Raw genomic sequence first — 12,866 nt, 5'->3', positions numbered from 1 at the left:
TGCCGCGGCCCCCTTCGGCACAGCTGGTTCAGCCCTGGTTGGCGCTGCTGTCCGCCTGTGCCTTCTGCACATCGGCGGCGATCTTCTGGTCGGACTCGGCGAGGGAGTCGGCGATCTGGTTGAAGCTGTCCGCGTAGTCCTGGATGTTCTTCGCGGACGTCTTCATCTGGTTGCTGAAGTCCTCGTAGGCCGCCTGCAGGGCGGGGCTGGCCTTCTCGAAGACCAGACCGTCGTGGAGAAGGCCGCTCACGGTCGTCTCCAGGTTGGTCAGCTCGTCGGAGATGTCGCTGAGCTTGGTGCCCATGGTCGTGGCGACCCGGGCGATCTCGTTGTAATCGACTACGACGTCTGCTGTGCCGGCCATCTCGTGGGTCTCCTGTCGGTCCTGCGGGGGGATGTGTGCTGGTGCCGCGGCCCGGTCAGCCGTTGCTCCTGACCTTCTCGGCGAGGTCGTGGTCCATGTCCTTGATGGAGTTCATGATCTGGCGGAACTGCTCCGCGTAGTCCTTGATGCTCTGGGTGGCGTCCTTGAGCGCGCCGGTGAACTTCTCGTACTGCGTCTGGAGGGCGGGGCTCGCCTCGGTGAGGACGAGGGAGGTCTCGAGGAGGGTGTCCACCTCGGCCTTGGCCTCCTCCATGCGCGGGACCAGGGTCTGCTCGACACTGGTGTCCAGGAGGTTGGAGACGCGTTCGATCTCGGCGTAGGAGAGGCTGATGTTGGCGGGCATGGGGTGAACCTTTCTTCTCTGCTGGGAACGGACCGTGGTCGTCGGCCCGGTCGTCCTACTGGTCCTCGGGTTCGGACCAGTCGGCGTCGGGGCCCGAGCGGGTGGAGACCGTCACCTTGCCGTCGCCGTCGGTCATGGTCATGGTCCCGGAGCCGTCGTCGTTGATCACCACCGTGCTGGTGGTCTTCGATCCGTCCGCGTACGTGGTCTCCATCGTGTAGTCGCGCACGTCCATGCGCGTGCCGTCCTCGAAGGTGACGTACTGCGGCGCGGAGTCATAGGTGGTGACGGACGTGTACGACTGACCGTTCGGCGTGGTGATGGTGGACGTCTCCTTCATCACGTTGTGGTCGTCGTCCAGTTCGAGCCGGACGTCGACCTTGCCCTTGTCGTCCTCGTAGGTGTACGAGGTGGGCGGGTCGTCGCTGGGCTTGGGCGGTGGGGCGCCCGGGTCGTCAGGGACGGTGACGTCGTGGTTGTCCAGGTCGTTCTGCCATGCCTCGCAGAAGCCGGGCGGGCTGTCGGCGCTGCACACGTCCCCGATGTGGGCGTCGGGGTGCTGGTCGAAGTAGTCGGCGGCGCCGATCTTCTCCAGGTAGTCGTGCCACGCCTTGTCGTCCGACGCCCACTGGTCGTAGGCGGCCTTCTGGTTCTTCCAGTCGTCCAGTCCGAGCTTGGAGCCCATCAGGCCGCCGGAGGAGGCGAGCTGGGCGTCGGCCTGGAAGAACGTGTCGGAGACGCCCTTGAAGGTGTCGGCGAGCTGGGTGAGGCCGTCCTTGGCCTGCTTGGTGCGCGAACTGGAGCGCGAGTAGAAGAGGTTGAAGGCGGAGGAGAGGTCGGCGGAACCGAGCACCGACCTCCGCTCGGAGGCGGTGGCCTCACCGATCTCCCGGAAGACCCCGGTCGCCCCGCCCGAGCCGGCGTCGTCCGCGAGATTGCGCATCTTCTGCTGCACCGTCTGCAGAGCTGAGTAGTCGATGGAGAAGTCGACCACCGTGCCTCCTCGTCGGTCCTGCCCCGGCCTGTCGGCCGGGTCGCCCCGGTTTCCCTACCGCCCCCTCCACGCACCAGGGGCCCCGAAAGGTTCAGTGAGGGGATTTCCGCACGGTGGTTGAACCTTTTCCCACCCTCGGTGCGTGGTAGGGACGGCAGTTGCCCCGCACCCCGGAAGGAGAGCGCCCCCGATGGCCCGTCCCGGCGACTGGAATGCCCTCGGCCTGGACAGCGACCCGACACCCGGGGATCCGGACCGTGTCGACGCGCTGATCCTCTCCCAGGACGACCTGATCAGTCTGGCCGACACCATCGACGCCGGTCTGACGGACATCAAGAACACCACGGACGGCGCCTTCGTCGGCGAGACCGCGGACGCGCTGCGCAAGGTGATCGACAACGATCTGCGCAACTACGTCTCCACCTTCCGGCAGGCGCACCAGGACGCCCAGTCGGCGCTGCGCACCTATGTCGGCGTGATGCGGGAGCAGCAGCAGCGCGCGGACGAGGCGCTGAACGCGGCGGCGGCCCTGGCGGAGGACGACGAGGAGGGGCGCGAGACGCACAAGGCGACCGCCGAGGACGCCAGGAGCACCCTGTCGGACGCGGCGGGCACCGCGGCGAGCGCGCTGCGCAGGGCGGCGGAGAGCATCGCCTCACCGGTGGACGAGTGCGAGGAGTTCTGGAAGGCGCTGGGCTGGCTGGCGTTGATCCTCGTCATCCCGGCGATGATCGTGGGCGGTCCGCTGGCGCTCTTCACCATCGGGCTCAATGTGGCGCTGCTGATCAAGACGGCGGTGGACTTCTCCCAGGGCAAGGCGAGCGTCACCGATCTGGTGCTGTCGATCCTCGGCGTCATCGCGCCCACCACCAAGGGAATCCGCCTCGGCACCCTGTGGAAGGGCCTGAAGAGCATCGGGGTCGCCGGCCTCAAGGGCGGCAAGGAGCTCCTCCTCGGCGGCCCGAACGCGCTCGGGCTCTTCGGCCGGCTGACCTTCGGCCTCGACAACACCATCAAGGTCACCGGCGTCTGGATGAAGGGCATCCACGGCCTGGAGGGCGTGCGGTTCACGGCCGGCTTCAAGTTCATGCCGGGCGTCAAGGGCTTCACCATGGGCAGCGAGTCGATCGCCACCTCCTTCCGGTTCGTGCCGGCCGCCGCCGAGCTGACCGTGATCAACCTGATGGGTGCGAAGACGTTCTTCGGACTGCGCTCCCTGATGACCGGACTCAACGGGCTCAAGGGCCTGGGCAGCGCGGTCGGGAGCGGCATGCTGAACAGCGTGCGCGGGCTGAACGGGCTGCGGCTCTTCCTGCCGGTGGCCGGCGACGAACTCGGGCACGGGCTGGCCTTCGCGCTCAAGGTCGGCGTCATCGACCGGGGCATCTTCGGCATGTACCGGTACGGCGCCTTCGCGGGCGGCCATTTCCTCGGCGCCGGCAGCAAGATCAGCGGCGGGGTCGCGGCCGGTCTGGACATCGCGCGGGCCGGCGAGGGCCTGGGTTCGCTGTCGTCCCTCCACCTCAGCCAGTTCGTCCCGAACTCCCCGGGCAGCGGGCTGGGTGCGGGGGTCGGCACGCTGCGGACGCTCTCGATGAGCGACTCGATCGGGACGGTCGCGCTCGGCGATTTCCACGGGATCAGCTCGCTCTCCTCCTCCACGCCCGGCATCGGGGCCCGCCTGGTGGACCTGCCGACGCCGGGCGGGCTCAGCGGGATGGACGGCATCCATCTGCCGCAGCTGGGCCCGGTGACCTCGGTGTCGACGCCCGGTCTGAACGGGCTGAACGTGCCGTCGGTCCCGGCGGCCGGCCATGGCGTCGGCTCGGTGACGGTGCAGCAGATCGGGGTTCCGCATCTGAACACCCCCGGCTCCGGGGTGACCCGGATCGAGATGCCGTCCCTCGGCGGCGAGGCCCTTGCGACCCCCGCGGTCCACACGCCCTCCGTCGGCGCCGTCCATGTGCCGTCGGCGGGCCTGGCCGACATGCCGTCGCCGGGACAGATCAATGTGCCGAGCCTGGGCTCGGTGGCCCACGGGCCGACGGTCACCCGGATCGACACACCCGGCATGGGCGCCCGGCTGAGCGACCTCCCCGCGATCGGCGGGATGCCCCGGGTGGATGTGCCGCCGGTCGCCCGGGTGGAGGCGCCGGCCGCGGGCGCCTCGTCCACCGGGATCACCGTGCCGTCGGTGGGCCGGGTCGACGTACCGGGAGTCTCCTCCGCCACCGGTGGCATCACGGCGCCGTCGCCGGGCCGCGTGGACGTTCCCGGGGTCGGCACCTCGGTCAACGGCATCACCACTCCCTCGGTCGGTCATGTCGACGTGCCCGGGGGCAACTCCTCGGCCAACGGCATCACCACCCCCTCGGTCGGTCAGGTGCACGTCCCGGGTGCGGGCGGCTCGGGCATCGGGATCGACGTTCCCGCGCCGTCCCGCGTCGAGGTCCCCTCGGTGGGCCAGGTGGACCTCCCCGCGATCGATGTGCACCAGGCGGAGAGCCCGGCGGTGGCCGCGCCCCATCTGGAGACGGCGGCTCCCCACGCCGGCGCCGTGCACGCCCCGGCGGTCCCGGTGGCACAGGTGGACGCGCCCTCGGTGCACGCCGCCGCGATCCAGCCGCCCGCCCTGTCCACCACCGGCCTGGACGCCTCCGCCCCGGTCACCGGCCGGCTCGACACCCCCGCCGTCCCGCCGGCGGTCTCCGTCTCCCACATCACTCCGACGCCGGCCCCCACCCCGGCCACCACGGGCGGCCTGGCCGCTCCCGGCCCCGGCGCCCTCGTCGCGGACCCGTTCAAGCTGGGCCGGGTGGACCTGGCCATCCTCGCGCACCAGACGATCGAGGTGCGGATGATGCAGGTGGGCGGGCTCAACTTCGAGCACACCTTCGCCCAGATCGATCCCTCGCTGCCCGGCGTCCGTGTCGAGGTCCACATCGGCAACGGCCCGCACGGGACGAACCTGACGGTCCACAACCCGCAGGGCGTCCCGGGCGTCACCGCCGTGCACGAGGTGGTGGGCGGTCAGGACGTGCTGCGCGTGGAACGCGGTCTGCCGGGCGGCGGCACGGACCGCTGGAACTACGCGCTCCAGGCCCCGGACTACCCGCGCCTCGGCGATGTGCAGCATCTGCCCGCGGGCGCCTCCGACGACATCGAGCTGATGCCCACCGCCCCGCGGGCGGACACCGCGCCCGTCCCCGCCGTCTCCGGCGCTCCGGCCCTGGTGGGCCCGTCGAACGCCGTGCCCGCCCCGGTGCCCGGCCCCGCCCTGGTGCCCGCTCCCGCCGTCCACTCCCGGGTCCTCGACCTGCCCGGCACGGGCGGGCACAGCATCGAGATCCGCTTCGGCGAGACGCCCGGCCGGATCGTCGACGTCCGGCAGGTCGTGCCCGACGGCGGCACGCCCGTGGTCCACCCGCGGGTCACCACCGACGCGCACGGCGCCCAGATCGTGAACGTACGACAGCCCGTGAACGCGGTCGAGGTCCGCAGCCTGGACTTCGCCGTCGACCCGAACGGTCTGCGGCCGCTCGGCGAGGAACGCCTGATCACCCTTCAGGACGGCACCCACTCCGGCGCGACGGTCGGCATCGACCCGGGCAGCGGCGCCGTCCGGCACGTGGAGGGCACCGCGGTGCCGGGCGGGCCGCTCGGCCTGCACGGCGGCGAGCTGGTGCTGCCCACCCCGGGCGGCTTCCAGCTCTACGACCCGGCGACCGGCCTCGGCACCCGGGCCGGCACCCGGCTCACGGGCGGCGGCGCCGCGGACGGCCTGTTCGTGCTGCCGGCCCACGACGGCCGGACGTTCCAGATCACCGACGCGGGCGCCCGGGTCCACGGCACCGTCACCGTCACCCCGGTGCAGGACGTCCTCCATGTGCACAGCCCCCGCAACGGGCAGGGCGTCGTCGACGTCCACACCGCCGACGGCCGCTTCTCCCACACGGCACTGGACGTCCAGGACAGCGCCTATGTCAACCTGGCGAACCATCACCTGGTCGACGCCGCCGGCAACGACATCCCCGGCGCCACCGTCCGCCCGCAGCCCCACGGCTACCGCATCGACGACGGCACCCACCACCTCGTGGCCGACGCACAGGGCGTCCACACCCATGACGTGGTCACCCTCCAGGGCACGGGCGACCTGGTCCATCTGGACCGGAACACCGGCATACCGATGCGTCTGGACGCGGACGGACACCCACGGGGACCGATCACCCGGGTCGGCGACGAACTCCATGTCCCCGGCCCCCCGCACCACACCACCGTCCACGACCTCGGCGGCGCCCACACCCACGACCTGCTCGACCTGCACGGCGGACCGTTCGACCACCGCACCCTGCATGTCGACCTCGACGGGACCGGCGCTCTCGGCGACGCCCGGGTCGTCCGCCAGCACGACGGGAGCTTCCGGATCCAGGAGGACGGCCACCACGCCGTCGTCGACGCCGACGGCCGGTACACCCATGAAGTCGTCCCGCTCCAGGGCACCCAGGACCTGGTCCACCTCCCGGTGGGCGGCGGCGCCCCGCTGCGGGTGAACGCGGACGGGATCGCCCAGGGCCCGGTCACCCGCGTCGGCACCGAGTTCCATGTCCCCGCGGGCGGCAACCGCACCACCGTCTACGACGGCCGGGGCGTCCACACCGACAATCTGCTCACCGTCCAGGACGGCCTCTACCGCGGCCGGGACATCCGCCTCGGCGCCGACGGTGCGACGCCCCGTCTGGACGGCGCCCGGGTGGTCCCGGGCGCCGACGGCTTCCGCGTCCAGGGCCCGCACGGCCATGTCACGCTCGACGCCCAGGGCGGCCAGACCGGCCATGTCGTCGCGCTGGCAGGCACGGACCACCTCGTGCATGTGCCGACCACCGGCGGCGGCGCGCCGACCCTGCACGCCGCCGACGGCGCGCCCGTCCCGCACCACACCCTCACCTCCCGCGCGGACGGCACCCTCGTCGTCGACGGACCGGGCGGCATCCGGGTGCACGGCAACGACGGCACCCTGCTGCACACCCTGACCCCCCTCGCCGACGGGACGGCCGTACGGCTGCACCCGGGCGGCGGCCTGGAACTGCTCGACGGCGACCTCGCCAGGGTCGCCGACAACACGGTCACCGCCCGTCCCGGCGGCGGCTTCCGGGTCACCACCGCGAACGGCGAGGTACGGCTGCACGGCGCGGGCGGCGGCCTGGAGCACACCATCACCCCGCCCGCCGACGGCGCCCATATCTTCCATGTCACCGACGCCCAGGGCGCGCACCAGTTCGACATGGTGCAGCTCTCCGACAGCGTGGGCACCCGCTTCGTGCGCACGGACACCCATGCGCTGCTCGACGGCGACCTGACCGCCGTCCCCCCGGCTGGGCACGGGACGTTCGCCCGGGACCCCGGCGGCGGTTACCGCTTCGACCACACCACGGGCCCCCGCAGCGGCGAGTTCACGGTGTACGACGTGCACGGCAAGCTCACCGAGCAGCGGATCAACGTCATCGACAAGGGCGTCCCCAAGCCGAACGAGCATCTGCTGGTCACCCACCCGGCGGACGGGAGCAAGCCGACCTGGCAGCGGGTCACCCTGGACGGGGCCGGCCAGGCGGTCGCGCAGCACGGCGCCCGCCACTGGTACGACTTCGGCACCGTCGAGACCAAGGGCCTCGGCAACGGGCGGGTCAAGCTGCTCAGCGGCTCCGGTGTGGAGGTCATGGAACGGCGCCCGCTGCCGAACGGGCACTCGGTGGACGCGTACCACTCCACGGCGGGCGTCGGCACCTTCGGGCGGCTCAACCAGCGCGGTGTGTGGACGGAGTTCGACGCCAACGGCGGCGTGGCCCGGGTCGGCACCCGGCACTGGGGCGAGAGCGGCCGGAGCTGGTTCGATGTGACGACGTCCAAGGGCGTCGACACCCGGGTACGCCACTTCCAGGAGAACCCGGACGGCGGCCATGTCCTGGCGAACCTGGACCGGCATCCGTTCGCCCAGAGCCTCGCGACGACGGACTGGACCCGTTTCGACGCCGAGTTCAAGGAGATCGCGCACGGCACCCGGTCCTGGGGGCCCGGCCGCGGCTACACCGACACCATGGTCCATCCGCACTCGGGCGACTCGGTCGTGGCGCACGAGAAGTGGGGCCGCTTCACCCTCAGCACGCACGATGTGCGCCGCTACCACCAGCTGGAGATCGGCGCGGACGGCGTACCGAAGAAGGACTTCACCTCCTGGTCGGCGCACGGCAAGGAGAACGGACGCGGACTGACGCTCAAGAACGGCGACTTCCTGGAGAGCCGGCGGTTCGCCGAGCAGCGCCCCCCGGTGGCCTTCCGCTGGCTGGCGAGCGGCGACTACCGCGCCGTGAACTTCGACAACGTGCCCTGGCTCGCGAAGGACAGCAAGCTCCAGATACATCACTGGACCCAGACCTCGGCCGACGGGAAGACCGTCACCCAGGGCGTGCGGTTCGTCAGCCAGAACGGCGCGATCACCGACATCGCCCGCGACGGCGAGATCCTCCGCGACACCCGCAAGCTGCTCGGCGGCGACACCGTCACCGCCGGCGATGTGAAGCTGCCGGACGGAGTGGGCCACCGGGACGGCCATCTGCCCTGGTCCCAGGGCGAGGGCAGGCCGCAGGGCCATCGCACCTTCGACCGCACCGACTTCGCCGACCTCCCCGGCGTGGACACCCGGCGCATCCGCTGGCAGGACAAGGTCACCGACGACCTCGCCGACGGCGACTGGTACACCCCGGACGCGGGCAAGCAGTGGAACGTGGTCCGGGTCGGCCTGGACGACGGCACAGTGATCGACTACCGCCCGGCGCCCGGCCCCGATGCCCGCACCGGACACGCCGGTGCCGGCGACTGGACCCACTACGACCACCACGGCCTGGTCGTCGCCCGCCAGGACACCTGGCCCGAGCCGCACACCGGTGGCGGCCTGCCGGTCCAGGTCACCACCACGGACATGCTGCGCGGCGGGGAACTGCGCTGGCACGACAGCCTCGGCAACGACGGCGTGCGCAAACTCAACTTCAACCGCGGCGACATGACCCGCTGGGGCTGGGACCGGGAGTCGTACCAGGACTTCCTGGGCGACCGGCTGATCCGCGAACACCATCTGTTCAAGGACGGCACCACCGTGGATGCCTGGGCGGTGCGCGGGCCGGGCGGCCGGGAGACCTGGCACTGGAACAAGACCGGCGCGGACGGGGAGATCAAGGCCTTCGGCACCGGGCCCGCCGACCGGGTGCGGCACTGGTTCGACGCGGACGGCAACGGGCTGATGCGGTGGGAGCCCGGCGCCCGCTGGGAGGACCACCTGGCCGGCCAGGGCAACCTCAAGATCCAGGAGATCCCCGCCAAGCCCGCCGGCGCCGGATGGTTCACCGACGCCCCGCACCGGGTCCGCGAGTATCTGCCCGACCCGGGCGGCACCCACAACCCGCATGTCTTCAAGGAGTACGAGAACGGCCTCGAACTGGGCCGCAAGGTCGAGCTGTCGGACGGCACCTTCCTGGAGAGCGAGGACTGGCACAAGCAGTGGCGCCGGTTCGGCGCCGACGGCGTCACGATGATCGACGAGCGGACCATCCCGGGGTACGTCTGGCACACCGACACCGACACCTTCGGCCGGACCAATGTCTCGCTGATCGGCCGGGAGACCAACTTCACCGGCGCGTTCAACGAGTACCGGGGCTACAGCCGGATGCTGCGCGAGGTCAACCGCTGGGAGTGGGGCGCCACCGCGAACGGCGTCTCCACCACCACCCCGTTCCTCGGCCGGGTCGCGACCGCGCTCGCCGTGGAGTTCGTGCAGGAGTGGGTGCTCGACTTCACGATGAACCTCATCGTCTCCGGCATCGTCAGCGCCGTCAACGGAACCCCGTTCACGCCCAAGGACGTCGCCCGCGCCGCCTTCGGCGCGACCGTCGGCGCCAGTGTGAAGGGGACCTTCAGCGCCGGGCACTTCGCCGCCCACCGCGGTGGCCCCTGGAAGACCGGGCTCAGCCAGATCGACCAGGGCAACCCGTTCACCCGCCGCCCCAACGACGACTCCTGGGCGGCCGAGTTCGCCGGCAACGAGAAGGTGACCCGCTGGCGGTCGGGCACCTACGACTTCGGGGTCGGCCTGGTCAGCGGCGCCGTCTCCGGATTCGTCGGCGGGGCCGCGTCCTCCGCGATCTTCGGAGTGAAGGACAAGGACGGCCATGTCCACCATCTCTCCGGCTCGGACGCCCTGCTGGCGGGCGCGCTTGGCGCCGCGGGCAGCCTGGCCGGCGCCCTCACCACCGGCCTGGGCCGTACGATGATCATCCAGAACCTCGGCGGCCGCTGGTACCACCGCCAGGGCTTCTTCGACATCTTCGCCGTCGGCGGCCTGGGCAAGCTGGTGGACAAGATCTTCTCCAACCTGTTTCTGTCGGGGGCGATCGTCAAGTCCGCCCAGCCGGGCTACTACCAGGGCTCGGGCGAGGCACCGGGCGCGAACGGGGGGCAGTGATGACAGTCGTCCACGTCGCACCGAAGGGCCGGGGCGCCCACCGCACCCTCACCGCCGCCCTGGCCGCCGCGCCCGCCGGCGCCGTGGTGCGGATCGCGCCGGGCAGCTACGAGGAGTCCCTGCGGCTCACCCGGCGCGTCACGCTGGAGCCGGAGGCCGGTTCCGGCTCGGTGGAGCTGCGTTCCCCCGGCGGGCCCGCCCTGACCGTGACCGCCCCGGGCTGTGTGCTCACCGGTCTGGTGCTGCGGGGCGCGGACCCGGCGGAGGTACTGGTCCGGGTCGCCGACGCGGCCGGGCTGACCCTCGCCGACTGCGAACTGAGCGGCGGCCGGGTCGAGGTGACCGGCTCCGCGTCGGGCGCCTCCGCGGTGGCCAACACGGCCCTGGGACTCGACGACGACCTGTCCGCCGAGCTGTCCGACCCCGTCGACGGCGGCGGGGTGCTGCTGCTGCGCCGCACCCGGCTGGGCTCCGTGCGGAACACGGCACTGCATCTGACCGGGGACGCGCGGGCCCGCGTCGAGGACACGCTGATCCATGAGGTGGAGGGCATCGGCGCGGTGCTCTCCGGCTCGGCGGTGCTGCTCGCCGAGGGGCTGCGGATCGAGGAGACCTCCGGCTCCGCGCTGCGTGCCCGGGGCAACGGCCGGCTGCTGGCCGCGGACTGTGTGCTCACCGGAGTGGGCCGCAACGGGGTGCTGGTGCAGGACGCCGCCGAGGCCCTGCTCGACGCCTGCCGGATCGAGCGGCCGGCCGGATCGGGGGTCCAGGTCTCGCACCAGGCGGGGGCCGAGCTGACGGACTGCCGGATCAACGGGGCCGGCGGCAACGGCGTGACGGCCGACGAGGCGGCCCGGCTGACCGCGCGGGGCTGCCGGGTGACCGAGCCCGGCGGGCACGCGGTCCTCGCCACCGGCGCCGCGACGGTGACCCTCGCCGACTCGGAGTTCGACCGGACCGGGGCCACCGCGCTCCACCTGGGCGGGCAGGCGCACGCCCGGGTGACGGGCTGCCGGGTGCGCGGCACCGGCGACCACGGTCTCGCGGCGGCCGAGCGGGCGCGGGCCGAGGTGGCGGACAGCTCCCTGGACGGCTTCGTCGTCTGCGGAGTGCATGTGGAGGGCGAGGCGCGCGCGGTCCTCGACGCGGTCCGGGTGACGGGCGGCGAGACCGGCGTACGGCTGCGGTCCACCGCCGAGGAGCCGTCGGAACTGCGGGACTGCTGGGTGGCCGGGCAGCGGCGCAGCGGTGTCGAGGTGGGCGTGGAGTCCTCGGCCGCGCTGGCCGGCACCCGGGTGGCCGAGGTGGGTGGCGCGGGCGTGGCCGTGGACACCGGGGGCCGGCTGCGGATGGCCGGCGGCACGGTCGCCGGGGCGATGGGCAGCGGGCTGGTGCTGGAGCGGGGCGCCGCCGCCGAGGTGCGCGCGGTGCGGATCGAGGACTGTCAGAAGAACGGGATCCTGGCCGGGGAGGCCGTCACCGGCACGTTCGACCACTGCGATCTGTCGCGCTCCGCGTTCCCCGCGCTGCACATCGGCAAGGGCGCGGACGTACGGTTCCGCGGCTGCCGGGTGTTCGACTGCGGACAGGACGTGGGGCTCTCCGACGGGGCGCAGCCGGTGTTCGAGGACTGCGCGGCCGTCCGGGTGCGCACGGCCGTGCTGCCGGCGCTGGCGGACCGCACGGGCGCGCCCCCGCCGGGTCCGCTCACGCCCGTCTCCTCCGACCGCCCGGACGCCCCGGCGGCCGAGGGGGCGCCGGCGGCGGGCGCGGCGGACCTGTGGCAGCAGGGCGAGCCCGAACCGGAGCCGGAGACCCTGGAGGACCTGCTGGCCGAGCTGGACGAGCTGGTCGGTCTGGACGGGGTGAAGCGCGATGTGAGCGGCATGGTCAAGCTGATGCAGACGGTACGACTGCGGGAGCAGGCCGGGCTGCCCGCGCCGCCGCTCAGCCGCCATCTGGTCTTCGCCGGCAACCCGGGCACCGGCAAGACCACGGTGGCCCGTCTCTACGGGCGGCTCCTCAAGGCCCTCGGTCTGCTCACCCGGGGCCATCTGGTGGAGGTCGACCGCAGCGCGCTGGTCGGCGAGTACGTCGGCCATACCGGGCCCAAGACCACCGAGGCCTTCCATCGCGCCCGCGGCGGGGTGCTCTTCATCGACGAGGCGTACGCCCTGGTCCCGGCGGGCGCCGCCAACGACTTCGGCACGGAGGCCATCGCCACCCTGGTCAAGCTCATGGAGGACCACCGGGACGAGGTCGTGGTGATCGCCGCCGGCTACCCGGACGACATGAGCCGCTTCGTCACCTCCAACCCGGGCCTGTCCTCCCGCTTCACCCGCACCCTGCTCTTCGCCGACTACACCTCGGCCGAGCTGGTCAGCATCGTCGAGCACCACGCCCAGCGGCACCAGTACGAGCTGACCGCCGACGCCCACCGGGCGCTCACCTCGTATGTCGAGCGGATCCCGCGCAACGCCCAGTTCGGCAACGGGCGCACCGCCCGTCAGCTCTTCCAGCGGATGACGGAGCGGCAGGCGCTGCGGGTCGCCGAGCTGGTCTCGCCCGACTCCGCCCAGCTCATCCAGCTGGACGAGCAGGACCTGCAGTAATCCCCGATCCCTCTGGAGCCCGA

5 protein-coding genes are annotated in these 12,866 nt (G+C 72.3%); 2 read left to right on the top strand and 3 right to left on the bottom strand.

Annotated elements, in window-relative coordinates:
* Positions 1-28: 28 nt before the first annotated feature.
* The 3 genes from CP978_RS27945 to CP978_RS27935 are packed head-to-tail and all read right to left on the bottom strand — an operon-like array spanning position 29 to position 1,722.
* Entirely contained in the window at positions 29-364 is a 336-nt protein-coding gene (locus tag CP978_RS27945) for a WXG100 family type VII secretion target (protein ID WP_043445306.1), read from the bottom strand.
* A 55-nt stretch (positions 365-419) separates the two neighbouring features.
* The gene (locus CP978_RS27940; RefSeq protein ID WP_043445304.1) at positions 420-728 is read right to left on the bottom strand and encodes a hypothetical protein; all 309 of its coding nucleotides are present in this window, start codon (positions 726-728) and stop codon (positions 420-422) included.
* 55 nt (positions 729-783) lie between these two features.
* Positions 784-1,722 carry a hypothetical protein gene (locus CP978_RS27935; protein WP_043445302.1) on the bottom strand — a complete coding sequence of 313 codons (939 nt, stop codon included), beginning with the start codon at positions 1,720-1,722 and terminating at the stop codon, positions 784-786.
* Positions 1,723-1,912: 190 nt separating this feature from the next.
* Between CP978_RS27935 and CP978_RS27930 the strand changes: the two genes are divergently transcribed.
* Positions 1,913-10,231 (top strand): hypothetical protein, encoded by an 8,319-nt coding sequence (locus tag CP978_RS27930; RefSeq protein ID WP_052454323.1) that lies wholly within the window; start codon positions 1,913-1,915, stop codon positions 10,229-10,231.
* Complete coding sequence (locus CP978_RS27925) at positions 10,231-12,843, top strand: right-handed parallel beta-helix repeat-containing protein (protein WP_150478322.1); 2,613 nt, start codon at positions 10,231-10,233, stop codon at positions 12,841-12,843. The genes CP978_RS27930 and CP978_RS27925 overlap by 1 nt, the downstream gene beginning before the upstream one ends.
* Positions 12,844-12,866 lie beyond the last annotated feature (23 nt).

It is taken from the genome of Streptomyces nodosus (assembly GCF_008704995.1).
In the GTDB taxonomy this organism is placed as follows: Bacteria; Actinomycetota; Actinomycetes; order Streptomycetales; family Streptomycetaceae; genus Streptomyces; species Streptomyces nodosus.
This window is presented reverse-complemented; position numbering and strand designations above follow the sequence as displayed.